This window comes from Streptomyces sp. NPDC002730, from assembly GCF_042888805.1.
Taxonomy (GTDB): Bacteria; Actinomycetota; Actinomycetes; order Streptomycetales; family Streptomycetaceae; genus Streptomyces.
Genome location: NZ_JBIAQG010000004.1, coordinates 342,527 through 357,966, shown reverse-complemented (window position 1 = coordinate 357,966; position 15,440 = coordinate 342,527). Strand labels below are relative to the sequence as shown.

General features: G+C 70.1%; 11 protein-coding genes. 2 read left to right on the top strand and 9 right to left on the bottom strand.

The features are described from left to right. Positions 1–187: 187 nt before the first annotated feature. Positions 188–4,756: a glycoside hydrolase family 2 TIM barrel-domain containing protein gene (locus ACFYXH_RS12755; RefSeq protein ID WP_389562249.1), complete on the top strand. Its 4,569-nt coding sequence runs from the start codon at positions 188–190 to the stop codon at positions 4,754–4,756. Positions 4,757–4,889: 133 nt separating this feature from the next. On the opposite strand, the gene ACFYXH_RS12750 is transcribed toward ACFYXH_RS12755, so the two are convergent. From ACFYXH_RS12750 to ACFYXH_RS12710, 9 genes are all read right to left on the bottom strand, one after another. After that, entirely contained in the window at positions 4,890–5,762 is an 873-nt protein-coding gene (locus ACFYXH_RS12750; RefSeq protein WP_389562089.1) for a hypothetical protein, read from the bottom strand. Between the two features lie 76 nt (positions 5,763–5,838). Then, the gene (locus tag ACFYXH_RS12745) at positions 5,839–6,477 is read right to left on the bottom strand and encodes a TetR/AcrR family transcriptional regulator (protein ID WP_389562088.1); all 639 of its coding nucleotides are present in this window, start codon (positions 6,475–6,477) and stop codon (positions 5,839–5,841) included. A 224-nt stretch (positions 6,478–6,701) separates the two neighbouring features. Further along, positions 6,702–7,367 (bottom strand): SRPBCC family protein, encoded by a 666-nt coding sequence (locus ACFYXH_RS12740; RefSeq protein WP_389562087.1) that lies wholly within the window; start codon positions 7,365–7,367, stop codon positions 6,702–6,704. Between the two features lie 10 nt (positions 7,368–7,377). Next, a complete protein-coding gene (locus ACFYXH_RS12735) occupies positions 7,378–8,490 on the bottom strand; it encodes an XdhC family protein (RefSeq protein WP_389562086.1) in 1,113 nt (370 codons plus the stop codon). After that, on the bottom strand, positions 8,483–9,619 hold the full coding sequence (locus ACFYXH_RS12730) for a VWA domain-containing protein (RefSeq protein ID WP_389562085.1): 1,137 nt from the start codon (positions 9,617–9,619) through the stop codon (positions 8,483–8,485). The genes ACFYXH_RS12735 and ACFYXH_RS12730 overlap by 8 nt, the downstream gene beginning before the upstream one ends. A 5-nt stretch (positions 9,620–9,624) precedes the next feature. Beyond that, complete coding sequence (locus tag ACFYXH_RS12725; protein WP_389562084.1) at positions 9,625–10,503, bottom strand: AAA family ATPase; 879 nt, start codon at positions 10,501–10,503, stop codon at positions 9,625–9,627. A 4-nt stretch (positions 10,504–10,507) separates the two neighbouring features. Continuing rightward, positions 10,508–11,365 (bottom strand): FAD binding domain-containing protein, encoded by an 858-nt coding sequence (locus ACFYXH_RS12720; RefSeq protein ID WP_389562083.1) that lies wholly within the window; start codon positions 11,363–11,365, stop codon positions 10,508–10,510. Continuing rightward, on the bottom strand, positions 11,362–13,734 hold the full coding sequence (locus tag ACFYXH_RS12715) for a xanthine dehydrogenase family protein molybdopterin-binding subunit (protein WP_389562082.1): 2,373 nt from the start codon (positions 13,732–13,734) through the stop codon (positions 11,362–11,364). Before ACFYXH_RS12715 ends, ACFYXH_RS12720 begins: the two co-directional genes overlap by 4 nt. Further along, complete coding sequence (locus ACFYXH_RS12710) at positions 13,731–14,285, bottom strand: (2Fe-2S)-binding protein (RefSeq protein WP_389562081.1); 555 nt, start codon at positions 14,283–14,285, stop codon at positions 13,731–13,733. Before ACFYXH_RS12710 ends, ACFYXH_RS12715 begins: the two co-directional genes overlap by 4 nt. A gap of 184 nt (positions 14,286–14,469) precedes the next feature. On the opposite strand from ACFYXH_RS12710, the gene ACFYXH_RS12705 reads away from it, so the two are divergent. Then, entirely contained in the window at positions 14,470–14,994 is a 525-nt protein-coding gene (locus ACFYXH_RS12705; RefSeq protein WP_389562080.1) for a hypothetical protein, read from the top strand. Positions 14,995–15,440: the final 446 nt, after the last annotated feature.

Genomic DNA, 15,440 nt, shown 5'->3' with positions numbered 1-15,440 from the left:
GACGCTACACGCCCCGCCAGATGCCGGTCGGCGACCAACGCCACGCGTCGGCACAGTCATTTCGCCTCTCTCTCCTGGGCGCGAAGTCATCGCATCGGACCTCTAGGCGCATGTGTTCGCGTTCGCTACTGTGCGGTCCTGTTGGTTCTGGAGCGATTCGCATCTCACCAGGAGAGTGGTCCACTTGATGCTCCGACTCCGCCGTACGTTCCGAGGACTGGCCGTGCTGGCCCTCGCCGGGGCGCTCGCGGCGCCCGTGCCCTCCGCAGCTGCCGCGGCAGCCGGTGCCGCGGACCCTCCCGCCGACGTCTACCGACTGCTCGAGGATCCGGAAGCGACCGGAATCGGACAGGAGCCGGCGCACGCCGAGTTGACTCCGTACGCAAACACGGCGAGCGCGCTCGAAGGCGGCTCCGACAGCCCGTGGACCGCCTCGCTCGACGGAACCTGGAAGCTGCACATGTCCAAGCGTCCCGAGGATGTCCCCAAGGGCTTCTTCTCGCCCGGGTACGACACGGCCGGGAGCGGCTGGAAGAGCGTCAAGGTCCCGCACACCTGGCAGACGGACGGTCTCGACCACCCCGTCTTCCGCAACATCCCCACCGAGATGTATCCGGACGACCCGCCGAAGGTCCCGCACGACGTCAACCCGACCGGGGCGTACGTCCGTAACTTCGAGCTGCCGGGCAACTGGCAGAAGCGCCGGACGTTCCTGCGGTTCGAGGGTGTCACCAGCGGCTATCTGGTCTGGGTCAACGGCGCGTACGCGGGATACGACCAAGGCGGCTACACACCCGCCGAGTTCGACATCAGCGAGCATCTGCGCCCGGGGAAGAACACCATCGCGCTCCAGGTCCACCGCTGGAGTTCGGGAGCTCACCTGGAGGACTACGACCAGTGGCGCTTCGCGGGCATCTTCCGCTCGATCGAGCTGTACTCCACACCCGCCACCTACGTACGAGATGTCACCATCAAGACCGACCTGGACGCCCAGTACCGTGATGCGCGGCTGAGCGCCAAGGTCGATGTGACCGCCAAGGACACGGCGGCAGACGGTGCGCACAAGGTCACCGGAACGCTCTACGACCAGCGCGGACGCAAGGTGACAACGATGTCGGGCCAGGTTGATCCCGGCGGCGGCGTGCCATCCGCCACCCTCAGGGCCGACGTCGCCGCTCCGGCGAAGTGGACCGACGAGACGCCCAACCTCTACACCCTCGTCGTGCAACTCCTGGGCGCGGACGGCCAGGTGACGCACACCACCGCCCAGCCGGTCGGCTTCCGCGGGATAGAGGTCAAGGACAAGCAGCTGCTCGTCAACGGCAAGCGGATCCTGATCAAGGGCACCAACCGAGCCGAGACCGACCCCAGAACCGGCCGCCATGCGACGCGCGAACGCACCGCGTCCGATGTGTCGCTGATGAAGCAGCTCAACATCAACTCGGTACGCACCTCCCACTATCCGTCCGATCCGTATCTGTACGAGCTGGCCGACGCACAGGGCTTGTGGATCGACGACGAGGTGGACATCGAGACCCACCACCACGACGGCTGCCCCGACAACTGCCTGGCCGAGCGGCCCGAGTGGCAGAAAGCGTTCATGGACCGCTTCACGGCGATGTACCAGCGGGACAAGAACCACCCCAGCGTGCTGATGTGGGACACCGGCAACGAGGCAGGGCTCGGCAAGGCGCACTACGCGATGGCGGACTTCCTCGACAAGAACGACCCGTCCCGGCCGGTCTACCACCAGTCCAACTCCCCCGACGGCGACGCCCCGTTCGCCGACGTGTGGGGGCCGCGCTACCCGTCACCATCGGGCCTCGAGGAGAAGGCCAAGGCCACCACCAAGCCCATCATCATGGGCGAGTACGCCCACGCCATGGGCAATTCGCTCGGCAACTTCCGCGAATTCTGGGACGTGGTCCGCACATACCCCCAGGTGCAGGGCGGCTACATCTGGGACTGGGCGGAGCAGAACATCGCCCAGCCGCTGGTCACCACCCCCGATTCCTCGGGGAACGGCATTCTCTCCTACGTCACCGGAAAGCCGGACCATGTCGCCGGGCACCGCGGCAAGGCGCTCGCGCTCTCCGGCCTGGACGACTTTGTGGAGGTCTACCGGGACCCGAAGCTCGACGCGGTCTCCGGCGGCCTCACACTTGACTCCTGGGTCCAGCCGGCCGAGTGGACCGGCGACTTCACCGTGATCGCCAAGGGCAATCACAGCTACATGCTGAAGATGACGGACAAGGACACCCTGGAGTTCTCCGTCTACGGCGGCGGCACCTGGCACGCGGCCGCGGCGAAGGTGCCCGGTGACTGGTACGGGAAATGGCACCGGATCTCGGCCACCTTCGACGGCGCCGCGCTCAAGGTCTTCATGGACGGCAAGGAGGTGGCCGCGACCGGCTGGGAGGGCACGATTGCGTACTCCGCCCAGCCGGTGAACATCGGCCGTGACCCCGAGACCGGCCAGGAGAACATCACCACCCGCATGACGCACGGCACGGTCGACCAGGTCCGCGTCTACCACAAGGCGCTCACCCCGCAGCAGCTGGAGACCGACCCCGCCTCCGACGCGGTCCTCGCGCTCGACTTCGACACCCTCACCACGAAGGGGACTTACTACTCGTACGGGTCCGGCACCGGCGGCGTGGACGGAGTGGTCTCCACCGACCGCACCGTTCAGCCCGAGGCTCGAGCCATGGCCGCCGTCCACGCACCCGTGCGTATCTCGGCCCCGGGTGCCGGAGCCGGGAAGATCACCGTGCTCAACGAGCGCTCCTTCACCGGCACCGGCGATCTGCGGCTGCAGTGGAAGATCACGGATGGAGACAGGACCCTCGCCCGCGGCGGCCGAGTCCTCCCCCTCAAGCCCGGTGAGAGGGCGGGAATCCAGCTGCCGAAGCCGCCGGCCAACCCGAAGGGCGCCGACCGCCAGCTGACCGTGGAGGCGGTGCAGGCCAAGGACACCGGCTGGGCGAAGGCCGGACACCCTGTCGCCGTCGAGCAGTTCGACATCGGCGGTCGACAGCTCGCCGGTGTGCTGAAGGCCGAAGCGCCCGGCAAGGTGAAGACCAGCGAGACCGGCACGCGGATCACGATCGCCGGGAAGGGCTTCTCCTACCTCTTCGACCGCACAAGCGGTGAGCTGATCTCCATGAAGGCGAGAGGGCGCGAACTGCTGGGCGCGGGACCGGAGTTGGACGCCTGGCGGCCGCCGGTCAGCAATGAGATCGGCTCGGAGGAGGGCCCCTGGCGCGAGGCCGGACTGGACCGGCTCAAGACCGCGCCGGGGAAGGTCACGGTCGCCGAACGGGACGGGGCGGTCACCGTCACCGTCCCCAGCACGGCCGCCGCCCCCGGCGTCAAGGGCTCCTCCTTCACACAGACCCTGCGCTACACGGTCACGGGCACCGGAGAGATACGCATCGACCACCGCGTCGACGCCGAGGGCAAAGCCCGCACGGTGCCCTACCTGCCCCGCATCGGCCTGGCCCTGACGCTTCCGGACCGCTACGACACCTTCACCTGGTACGGGCGCGGGCCGCAGGAGAATTACAACGACCGCACGGACGGCGCTCCCGTCGGCGTGTACGCGACCAACGTTGACCGGCAGTTCTCCGGCTACACCAAGCCGCAGGACTACGGCAACCACGAGGGCGTCCGCTGGGCTTCCCTGTCCGACGGCACGGGCGGCCTGCTGGTCTCGGGGACGCAGAACTTCTCCGCGGGAGTGACTCCGTACACCGGCATCGACCGGGCGGCCTATCCGTTCGCCCTGCGGAAGAACCCGAAGGGCAACACGCTGCACCTGAACCGGGCCGTCAGCGGGGTCAGCGAAACCTTCCACACCGTGCTGCCCCAGTACCAGGTGCAGCCCGACCAGGAGTACGCGTACACACTGCGGCTGCGCCCGCTGACCGGCGCGGAGGCCCGTACCGGGACTCCGCGAGGACCGGTGGTCTGCACTCCGGACGCGCAACTCACCGCCGATGACACCACTTTGCCGGCGGGCCGGTCGACGCCGGCGAAGCTGACCGTAACCAACCGCTGCGACACGCCGCTGAAGGACGTCGCCGCGACCTTCGACCCTCCGACGGGCTGGACCGCCGACCCGGGCACCTCCCCCATCGGCGATCTGGCCCCCGGTACGTCGGCGACCGTGAGCGCCGTCATCACCCGCGGCAAGGAGACCCCGGACGGCTTGCGGCCCGTCGCCGCCCAGGTCTCCGCCTCTTCCACCGGCGGGGCGCGGGTGGACAGCAGGGCAACGGTCGATGTCGACGGAACCCCGCCCCCGCCGCGCGGTGATGTGCGTGTGTCCACGATGGACTTCATCACCGCCGACAACGGCTGGGGCCCGGTCGAGCGCAACACCAGCAACGGCGAATCCGCCCCCGGCGACGGGAAGGTCCTCACGATCGGCGGTACGACGTACGAGCACGGCCTGGGCGTGCACGCCGACTCGAGCGTGGAGGTCTTCCTGGGCGGCAATTGCTCGACGTTCACTGCCAAGGCCGGTCTCGACGACGAGGCGGACCCGTACGGCAGCGTCGTCTTCGAGGTCTACGCCGACGGCGAGCGCGTTCACTCGAGCCGGCTGCTCACCAACGCGGATGCGGCTGTCGCCGTCGAGGCCAATGTGGTCGGCGCACAGAAGCTCCGGCTGCGGGTGACCGACGGCGGCGACGGCAACGCCCACGACCATGCGGACTGGGCGGCGGCCACGGTCCACTGCGGAGCGGAGTGACGCTGCTCGGCACCGGTGGACGAAGCCGGTGAGGTCCCGTGGGAACGGCCCAGGTCCGGCAGCGCGCCGGACCTGGGCGAGGGGCCGCTACCCCGACACCGGCCGCGGTGTGGAGCTGCCGATGACGATCAGGTCAGTCCCCCGTGGCGAGGACCTTCTGTCCCCGGCCGCCGTGACGGTCCGGCAGCGCAAGCATCGCGAAGGCGCGATCGGCCGCGCCACCCCGCCGTACGACAAGGAGCGCCGCGAGAAGGACCGCGACCGGGACGCCGAACCACCAGCCCAGCAGGTGCACCAGGATCGAGGCAACGGCAGCCGTGCCGAGCGCCACCCCGAAGACCGCCCCCAGCACGGCGCCGAGGATGCGGAAGCGGCCCGTCACGGTTTCAGCGCCCGTATCGCGCTGCCCGGAGCGGATCCAGAAGGCCATCAGCGCCAGCATGACCGGGACGAGTACAACGCCCATGGCGTACAGCGTCAGCGCGACCGGCGAGGTGAGCCAGTCGCCCGCACGCGACAGGGCCTCTCCCGCTCCGGGTTGCTCCGGCCACGCCGCCGCGAACGTCTCCCGGTCGGCGGAGAAGAACCGCTGGTACCCACGGCCGTCCCAGCCGTGGACAAGAATGAAGAACATGCCGGTGTATCCGACCCCCGCCTGCAGGAAAGCCGCGTACACCCGGCCCGAGGCGATGAGGCGCTCCGCAACCCAGAAGCCGAGCACACCCTGACTCACGTTCGTCGCGGCGAACAGCGCGACGAGCCAGGCGGGCAACGAGCTGTGGCCGCTTGCGACCTGCATCGTCTCCCAGTCGGGAAAGCCCCAGAGGAGCCATGCGCCGCTGGGCGCGAACAGCACCGCGCAGTAGAGGACGGTCCCCATCAGGTAGGGGTTGGACCACCGGCCGCCGTGCCCTGCGCGGCCGTTGCCGGTCCCGAGCTGATGGGCGGCGGCGGTCGCGAAACTCGCGCCTATCCCATAGGACCAGAAGACATCCACCTGGACCATCGCGCTCCCTTTCCGGAATGACACGTCATTCCGTTCTCAAGGCAGAAGAAATGAGCGGTCCTTGCGGGCCTGCGGCTCAACGGGAGCCGAGGCCGTCGAACATGAGCGTCTCCACCGTGCGGATCCATGGATCACGCATGGCGCCGGGATCCTGTGCATGCAGCAGCCGAACCGCCCCGGTCACGATCATTCCGTTCACCGCGAGGCCGACCACGTGGGCGTCGAGATCGCGCCGCAGGAAGCCGCGGTCCTGCCCGTTGTGGATGAAGGCAGCCGTGTACTGAGCCGCCGCTTCCATGGCCTTGCCTGCCAGATCCGGCTCGGCCCGGTCGATCGCGATGGCGTCGTAGAAGAGAATGCGGCACAGCGCGGGTTCCGCCGCCACGAGGTCGAAGAGCTTGTGGCCGATGCGCCGGACCTGTTCGCGGTACTGCGCCACCGACTGGCAGGAGCCGGGGTCCTCGTCGGCGAGGGCATCCATGACCTGGCCCAGCGCGCGCGAGACCACACTGCGCGCGATGTCCTCCTTGTTCTTGAAGTACCGGTAGAAGGTGCCGTGCCCAGCCCCGAGCTCTCGGGCGATGTCGGAGATGCCGGTCGCGTGGTAGCCACGCTCGGCGAACACCTTGCCCGCCGCGCGCAGTATCGCCTCCCGCTTGTCCGCCATGCCCTGCGCCACGACCGGGTCCCTTCCTGCTACGGAATGACGTGTCATTCTGGAACCGGTGGCCAACTCCCGTCAATACCCGGGCTTTTGATCCGCCCGCCCGGCTCACACCGGGACATCGCCCCGTGCGCGGACCTGGAGATCAGCGATGAGCTCGGCAAGGACTGACACGCACATCTCCTCGCGATGGACGACGCCTCATCCCACCGTCCGGGGCGGTGCGTGTTCACCCATTTCAGGAGCCCGGTGTCAGCCTGCAGGGCGGCGGCCGGTCATCGCTTTCTGCGGATGAGGATGACCGTCAGCGCGGCGAGAGCGGCAAGAACGAGGGCTCCCGCGACGCGCTTGGCGATCGGCATTCCCGCCGTACGCAGGAGATCGATCGGCTCCGCCTCGCGCGTTCCGGCACCCGCGACCACGGAAGGCTCTGTGCCGCTGGGCTCTTTGCCGTTGGGCTCCGCGGCAGCCTCGGCGGGCGCGTCCGTAGCCGGTTCCGCGCCGGCCAGCTGCTGCGACAAGCAGTCCGCGAACCGGCCGATGAGCTTGTCGCCGACTTCGGCCATGACTCCGCGGCCGAACTGCGCGGGCCGTCCGGTGATCGTCAGATCGGTGACGACATTGACCGCCGTCCCCCCGTCACGATCGGCCAGCGTTCCGGTCACGGTGGCCCGTGCCGTGCCCTGGCCCCGGACTTCCTTGCCCTGAGCGGCAAGGACGATCCGGTGTGCCGACTCGTCCTTCTCCTGGAAGGTCGCGGTGCCGCGGTAGGTCACGGTGATCGGGCCGACCCTCACCTTCACGGCTCCCTTGACGGTCTCGCCGTCGACGCTGTCCACGGTGGCACCCGGCATGCACGGGGCGACCCGCTCGATGTCGAGGAGCACCCGCCACGCCTGGTCGACGGGGACAGGGACGGTGAACGAGTTCTGCAGTTCCATGGTCTCCTCCTCACACCGGCCTCAGACGCGGACGGTGGATGGCTCCGGCTGTCTCCGCCAGCGGGCTGCCGCTGCCGCCCCAGCGCAGAGCAACGATCTCCGCCGCGATCGAGACGGCCACTTCCGCGGGCGTACGGGCGCCGAGGTCGAGGCCGATGGGCGAGCGCAGCCGCGCCAGCTCCGTCTCGACCAGTCCCCTCTCCCGCAGCCGCGCCAGTCGGTCCTCGTGCGTGCGACGGCTGCCCATCACGCCGATGTAGGCGGCCGGCGAGTCCAGAGCGACCTCGAGCAGTGGAACGTCGAACTTCGGGTCGTGGGTGAGCACACACATCACGGTCCGCCCGTCGACATCCGTGTCGCGCAAATACCGGTGCGGCCAGTCGACCACCACCTCCACCCCGTCCGGGAATCGGCGGGGGTCGGCGAAGACCGGGCGCGCGTCGCACACCGTGACCCGGTAGCCGAGGAACGCGCCGATCCGGGCCACCGCGGCGGCGAAGTCGATCGCGCCGAAGACCAGCATCCTCGGTGGCGGCGCGAAGGACTGCAGGAACACGGTGACGTCGTCCTCGCGCCGCTCGCCGTGCGGGCCGTAGTGCCGCCGGCCCGTCGCTCCTTGCGCCAGCTCTCCGCGCGCGTCGGCGGTGACCGCCGCGTCGAGGCCGCTCGATCCCAGCGAGCCGGACACCGACTCGGGCCACACGGCGAGCGTGGCGCCGCGCTGGGCAGGACCGTCGATCACCGTTGCGACCACCACCGGGCGGTGCTCGGCGACGGACGCTGCGACCTCGCCGAAGGAGGTGTCGACGGCGGCCGACACGGAGCGTACGAGGAGCGTGATCTCACCGCCACAGGTGAGCCCGACGGCGAACGCGTCCTCGTCGCTGTAGCCGAAGGCCTGCAGCCGTGCCTGACCGGTCTCCACGACCTCCTTGGCGATGTCGAAAACGGCCCCCTCCACACAGCCGCCGGAGACGCTGCCCACGACTTCGTCGTCCGGGCCCACCGCCATTGCCGCACCGGGGCCGCGCGGCGCACTGCGGCTGACCGCGACAACGGTGGCGAGCCCGAAGGGCGTTCCGGCCTTGTACCAGCGGCTGAGCGCAGGGAGGATCTCACGCATCGCACGCACCTCTCACCACTGCTGCCAGGCGCTCCAGCGCACCCAGGCTGTGACCCTCGACGAACGCGTCGACGCTGGGCAGCGCCGCCGCCATACCGGCCGCGAGCGGCGCGTATCCCGGACGTGCCTTGAGCGGGTTGGCCCACACCACCCGGTGCGCCAGTCGGTGCAGCCGCCGCATCTGAGCCGCGAGCAGCGCCGGGTCGCCACGCTCCCAACCGTCGGAGAGAACGACGACCACCGCTCCGCGCGCCATTCCGCGCTGACCCCACCGGTCGAGGAAGGCGCGGAGCATCTCGCCGAGCCGAGTGCCTCCGCTCCAGTCGGGCACCGCCGATCCGACAGCGGTCAGCGCCGCGTCCGGATCGCGATGGGCCATTTCCCGCGTCACCCTGGTCAGCCGGGTGCCGATGGTGAACACCTCGGCCTGGGTACGGGACTGCGGCCCGTGCGTGGCGGCGTGCGCGAAGCGCAGCAGCGCGTCCGCGTACGGGGCCATCGAGCCGCTCACGTCCAGCAGCAGCACAATGGGGCGCGGCTTGGTGGCGGGGGCACGGTGACGCAGCCGGGCCGGTTCCCCGCCACGGCGCAGCAGCTCACGGACGGTGCGCCTGGGATCGACGCCGCCGCGCCGGGCCGGACGCAGACGTGGGGTACGGCGCGGCTCACCGCTCAGCGAGAACGCCGCGAGCAGCCGCCGCAGTTGTGCCCGCTCGGCCGCGGACAGCTCGGCCATGTCGCGGTGGCGCAGGACCTCCGCCGAGCTGGCCAAGGCGGCCGCCGGCAGCGCCGCGCCGTCCTCCTCCCTGTCGGGAGACATGGCAGCATCCGCGGCCACCAGGCGAAGCAGTGGCGTGGGCTCCGGGACGCGCGCCCGGTCACCGGGTTGCGGCTGCTGCGCGAAGAACGCGGCGAAGACGCGGTCGTACCGCTCCAGGTCGTCCTGACTGCCGCAGAGGGTGAGCCGACCCGCCCAGTAGACGTCGGAACGCAGCTCGGACCCGAGGAGTTCGAGCGCGCCCAGGAAGGTCTGCACGCGGTCCGGTCCTGTGGCGACTCCGGCCGCGCGCAATGCCCGTGCGAATCCGACGACGACCGCGGTGGCGTCCACCGCCGGTGCTGCGGGCATGGTGTTCACGCTCCTCGCGCCGCGAGGATCGCGGACAGGTCCAGTGAACGGGCCCGTTCCGCGTCCTCGCGGTATTTGAGCACCGACCCGAGCGTGGCGACGGCCAGTTCCGCGTCGAGTTCCGTCGCGCCGAGTGCGTCGAGGGCCTCGGCCCAGTCGATGGTCTCGGCCACTCCGGGCGGCTTGAGCAGGTCTTGGCTGCGCAGCGTCTGTACGACGGCGGTCACTTGCGCGGCGAGCCGTTCGGTCACCTGGGGCTGTCGCCTGCGGACGATCGCGAGTTCGCGTTCGAAGCCGGGGTGGTCGAACCAGTGGTAGAGGCAGCGCCGTTTCAGCGCGTCGTGGACCTCCCGGGTGCGGTTGGAGGTGAGTACGACCACGGGCGGCGACGAGGCCCGCAGGGTGCCCAGCTCCGGGACGGTGACGGTGTACTCGGAGAGCAGTTCCAGCAGAAACGCCTCGAACTCGTCGTCGGCCCGGTCGACTTCGTCGACCAGCAGTACCGAAGGCTGCGTCTCCAGCGCCTGCAGAAGCGGACGTGCGATGAGGAACCGTCTGCTGTACAGCTCGCTCTCCAGCTGGTCCGCATCGGTGACCCCGGCCGCTTCGGCGGCCCGCAGATGCAGTAGCTGGCGCGGAAAGTCCCAGTCGTACAAGGCCTGTGAGGCGTCGATGCCCTCGTAGCACTGGAGTCGGATCAGGGGTGCGTCCAGGACCTGGGCGAGAGCGGAGGCGAGCGCGGTCTTGCCGGTGCCCGCGTCGCCCTCGCAGAGGATCGGCCGGTGCAGCTTCAGGGCCAGGAAGCAGGCGATGGCGAGACCGTCGTCGAGGAGATAGCCGGTCTTCTCCACTCTCGCCCGCAACTCGTCCGGCCCGTCCGTCACACGCTCACTCCATCCCGGCCGCAGCCAGCACCGCGCGCCGGGTGAGCACCCGTGCGAGGTGTTCGCGGTACTCGGACGAAGCCGACAGGTCGGAGGCCGGGCGGGTGCCTTCCGCTGCCGCTTCGGCGGCCTGCGCCACCGCTGCCGGGTCGGCGTCCGCTCCGGCGAGCGCCTCTTCGGTGGCCCTCGCCCGCAGGGGCGTCGCGCCCATGTTGGTCAGGCCGACCCGGGACTCGACGAGGTGGCCGTCGTCGCGCCGCACCATCGCTGCCACGCCGACGACCGCCCAGGCCTGCGCGGACAGGTTGAACTTCTCGTAGTGGAAGCCCCAGTTGTCGCTCTTCGGCACCCGGACCTCGACCAGCAGCTCGTCCGGGTGCAGCGCCGTCTGCAGGTAGTCGGTGAAGAAGTCGCGTGCCGGGATGGTGCGCCGGCCCTGTGGCCCCATGGCGGTCACCTCGCCGTCGAGTGCGAGCAGTACCGCCGGGAGGTCCCCTGCCGGATCGGCGTGGGAGAGCGAGCCGCCGAGTGTGCCGCGATGGCGTACGGAGGGATCGGCGACCGTCTCGGTCGCCGCGGCCAGCAGGCCCGCGTGACGGCGCACCAGCGGGTCGTGGATGACGTCGTGGTGGGTCGTCATGGCCCCGATCACGAGAGTGTCGGCGTCTTCGCGGACACCGCGCAGTTCAGGGATCCGGCCGACGTCGACGAGCAGTTCGGGGAAGGCGAGCCGCAGCCGCAGGATGGGGATCAGGCTCTGGCCGCCGGCCAGGACCTTCGCCTCCTCGCCGCCGTCCGCCAGGGTGCGTACCGCTTCGTCGATCGTCTGCGGGCGTGCGTAGTCGAATGCCGCGGGAATCATGCTGTTCCCTCCTCGGCCCGGGCCGCCGTGACGGCCTGCCAGATCCGCTGCGGTGTGCACGGCATGGCAACGTCGCGCACGCCCATCGGCCGCAGTGCGTCCACGACCGCGTTGACCACGGCCGGTGTGGACGCGATCGTCCCGGTCTCGCCGACGCCTTTGACGCCGAGTGCGTTGGAGGTCGCCGGGGTCTCGGTGCGGTCGGTGACGAAGTCGGGCAGGTCCGGTGCGGAGGGCACCAGATAGTCCGCCATGGTGCCGGAGACCAGATTGCCCTCGGTGTCGTACACCGCCTCCTCGAACAGCGCCTGGGCGATTCCCTGCGCCACTCCACCGTGGATCTGCCCCTGGACGATCATGGGGTTGATGACCTTGCCGACGTCGTCGACGCAGACGTAACTGCGGATCCGGGCACGGCCGGTCTCGGTGTCGACCTCGATCGCGCACAGGTGGGTGCCGAACGGGAACGAGAAGGTTTCCGGATCGACCAGGTGCTCGGCGTTGATTGTCGGCTCCATGCCGTCGGGCAGGTCGTGGGACGAGAACGTCGCGAAGGCCACCTCCTGGATGGTCTTCGTCGCCTCGGGCGATCCCTTCACCGAGAAGGTTCCGCCGGAGAACTCCAGGTCGGCCTCGTTCGCTTCCAGCAGGTGCGCGGCGACCTTACGGGCCTTGGCCACCACCTTCTTCGCGGCCTCGTGGACGGCGACGCCGCCCACCACCAGCGAGCGGGAGCCGTACGTATCCATGCCCTGGGGCACTGCCTTGGTGTCGCCGTGCACCACCTCGATGTCGTCGAAGGGCACGCCGAGCACGTCGGCCGCGATCTGGCTCCAGCAGGTGGCGTGACCCTGCCCGTGCGGGCTGGTGCCGGTGGTCACCTCGACCTTGCCGGTGGGCAGCATGCGGATGGTTGCCGCCTCCCAGCCGCCGGCGACGTAGCGCAGATCGCGCAGAATCCGGCTCGGCGCCAGTCCGCACATCTCGGTGTACGTCGAGATGCCGATGCCGAGCCGCACCGGGTCGTTCCGTTCGTTCCGCTCGCGCTGCTCGGCCCGCAGGTCGTCGTAGCCGAAGAGTGCCATCGCCCGGTCGGTGGCCGCTTCGTAGTTGCCGCTGTCGTAGGTGAGCCCCGAGATCGAGGTGTACGGGAACTCGTCGTGGCCGATCCAGTTACGGCGGCGCAGCTCCATCGGGTCGACGCCGAGTTCCGCGGCCAGTTCGTCCATGGTCCGCTCGATCGCGAACGTCGCCTCCGGACGCCCGGCGCCGCGATAGGCGTCCGTGGGTGTCTTGGTGGTGAAGACGCCGGTGCAGTTGAAGGTGTACGCGTTCATCTTGTAGATCCCCGGGTACATGAACGCGCCGAGGAGTGGCGTGCCGGGGGTGATCAGCATCAGATAGGCGCCCATGTCGACGAGCAGATCGACGCGCAGGCCGAGCACCTTGCCGTCCCGGGTCGCCGCGATCTCGACGTCCTGGATCTGGCCGCGGCCGTGATGGGTGGCCAGGTAGCCCTCCGACCGGGATTCGGTCCATTTCACCGGTCGGCCGAGCCGCTTGGCCACGGCGAGCGCGACTGCCTCCTCGCCGTACACCTGGAGCTTGGAGCCGAAGCCTCCGCCGACGTCCGGGGCGATCACCCGCAGTCTGTGCTCGGGGATTCCGGTCACCATCGACAGCGTCACCCGCGCGATGTGCGGAACCTGGGTCGATGAGTACAGGGTGTATTCGTTGGACGCGGTGGGCGGGGTGGCGACCACGGCCCTCGGCTCCATCGCGTTCGGGATGAGGCGCTGCTGGGTGTAGCGACGGTGGACAACGAGGTCGGCCCGGGCCTTCTCCGCTTCGTAGTCACCGGTGGCGAGCGGCCAGGTGTAGCAGCGGTTGGTGCCCTTGTCGGCGTGGACGAGTGGGGCGCCGTCGGCCAGCGCGGCCTCCAGGTCGAGCACGGGAGGCAGCGGCGTGTAGTCGACTTCCACGGCCTCCAGCGCATCGGCCGCCGCGTACCGGTCGCGCGCGATCACGACGGCCACCGGGTCGCCGGCGTGCCGGACCTCGTCGACGGCCACCGGGGGGTGGTCGGGCATGACGATGTCCTCCGTCACCGGCCACACACAGGGCATCGAGCCGAGCTCGTCCAGGTCCCGGCCGCTGAAGGCGGCGATCACTCCTGGCCGCTGCAGCGCCGGCGACACATCGACACGGTCGATCTTCGCGTGCGCCATGGGGCTGCGCAGGAACGTCATGTGCAGCAGGCCCGTGACGGCAATGTTGTCGGTCCACGTGGTCCGGCCGGTGACGAGCCGGGCGTCCTCCTTGCGGATACGGGAGCGACCGACTTCGGGGGCAGCTAGCTGGTCGGTCATACCGGCGCCTCCCGCCCGGCCGTGGCCGGGACTGCTGGTGTGGCCGGAGCGGCTTCTGTTACGGCTTCGGGCGCGGGAGCGCGGCGGCGGCGCTCCTCGGCCGCCGCCGCGAGAACGGCGCGCACGATGTTCTGGTAGCCGGTACACCGGCAGAGATTGCCCTCAAGACCGTGCCGGATCTCTTCCGGGGTCGGGTCGGGGTTCTCCTTGAGCAGGTCCCGCGCGGCCATGATCATGCCAGGCGTGCAGTAGCCGCACTGCAGGGCGTGCTGCTGATGGAACGCCGTCTGCAGCGGATCCCATTCGGCCTCGGAAGCGAGCCCTTGAATGGTCGTCACGTCGCAGCCATCGGCCTGCACGGCAAGTACCGAGCAGCTCTTGACGCTGTCACCGTCCAGGGCGACGGTGCAGGCCCCGCAGTTGGAGGTGTCGCATCCAACGGGGGTACCGGTGAGGCCCAGACGGTCGCGCAGGTAGTGAACAAGCAGAAGGCGGGGCTCCACCTCGTCCTCGTACACCGTGCCGTCCACCGTCAGCGAGATACGGGTCATATGCCCTCCCAGAGACGCGGGCAGGGGATATCTGCCGTTCTGCTCTGATATACGCAACTCTAGGCCGGGCTCCGGCGACGCGCGAGCTGTTGGCCTGCCGCCGCTGGACACCGAAGGCGGGACCTGCGTTACGCCGTGGGCTGACCCTCTTCCCTCCAGGAGTCAGCGGCGTAATCTGAATTACATGATTACCAACGAGCAGGAACAGGCGCTGCGCGGTTGGTTCGCCGGGCGGCTGCCGGAAGGACTCTTCGCCGAACTCCTGGACGTCACGGTGGACCGCGAGGAGATCACGGTCATCGGCCGGATCCCGGAGCCCGACCTCGCCGCGGAGGTATCCGAGGTGGAACGCGAGGCTTCCCTGGACGGGCGCATCTCGGAGTTCCGGGAACGCACCCGCGATGAACGCATCGGGGTCGCGCGCGAGGCCGAGCACCGGTTCGGCCGCAAGGTCTCGTGGGGCGTGGAGTGCGGCGGCAAGCGCGCCATGTACACCACGGTCTCCGCGCCGGTGATGACGCGACTGCGCCAGCCCGAGCGCCAGACGCTCGACACCCTGATCGCCGGCGGCGTCGCCCGAAGCCGCAGCGAAGCCCTCGCCTGGTGCGTCCGCCTGGTGCAGCGCAACGCGGACACGTGGCTGAGCGACCTGCGCGACTCCCTCGAACACGTTCAGCAGGTGCGAGCGCAGGGCCCGGACGCCGAATAGTCCCAACCCTGGCCCCAGCCGCCGGCCCGGGCTCTCGGGAGACGGTCCGGCCCGCACTCCCGGGACCGCGGCGCCTGTTGTCCGGCGCTGGACCCGGCCGCGGCCCTCAACGGCAGGTCGCCACCACCCCTGCCCTCGAATCCCTGTCGCCCGCGCGCACGCAGAGCCCCAGGATCAGTTCACTCACCAGAAGCTCGCCGAGCGCCTCACGTGGCGTTACGACGCCCGGCTGGAAATGAGGGCCCGTCGACCAACCGACGGGCCCTCACCACAACCAAAACCCCGCACAGTCGGGGCCGGTTCGCACAGCCCGGGACGATCCGCGCCGCGGGCGGGGGGGGGGGGGCCGGGGGGGGGGGCCCCCCCCCCCCCCCCCCCCCCCCCCCGCGCCCCCCCCCCCCCCCCCCCCCCCCCCCCCCCCCCCCCCCCCCCCCCCCCCCCCGCAC

Coding starts and splice junctions, on each gene's coding strand:
- ACFYXH_RS12720 (WP_389562083.1), bottom strand. CDS start 11,365: ATGATTCCCGCGGCATTCGACTACGCACGCCCGCAGACGATCGACGAA.
- ACFYXH_RS12735 (WP_389562086.1), bottom strand. CDS start 8,490: ATGCGTGAGATCCTCCCTGCGCTCAGCCGCTGGTACAAGGCCGGAACG.
- ACFYXH_RS12710 (WP_389562081.1), bottom strand. CDS start 14,285: ATGACCCGTATCTCGCTGACGGTGGACGGCACGGTGTACGAGGACGAG.
- ACFYXH_RS12750 (WP_389562089.1), bottom strand. CDS start 5,762: ATGGTCCAGGTGGATGTCTTCTGGTCCTATGGGATAGGCGCGAGTTTC.
- ACFYXH_RS12745 (WP_389562088.1), bottom strand. CDS start 6,477: ATGACACGTCATTCCGTAGCAGGAAGGGACCCGGTCGTGGCGCAGGGC.
- ACFYXH_RS12740 (WP_389562087.1), bottom strand. CDS start 7,367: ATGGAACTGCAGAACTCGTTCACCGTCCCTGTCCCCGTCGACCAGGCG.
- ACFYXH_RS12705 (WP_389562080.1), top strand. CDS start 14,470: ATGATTACCAACGAGCAGGAACAGGCGCTGCGCGGTTGGTTCGCCGGG.
- ACFYXH_RS12730 (WP_389562085.1), bottom strand. CDS start 9,619: ATGCCCGCAGCACCGGCGGTGGACGCCACCGCGGTCGTCGTCGGATTC.
- ACFYXH_RS12715 (WP_389562082.1), bottom strand. CDS start 13,734: ATGACCGACCAGCTAGCTGCCCCCGAAGTCGGTCGCTCCCGTATCCGC.
- ACFYXH_RS12755 (WP_389562249.1), top strand. CDS start 188: ATGCTCCGACTCCGCCGTACGTTCCGAGGACTGGCCGTGCTGGCCCTC.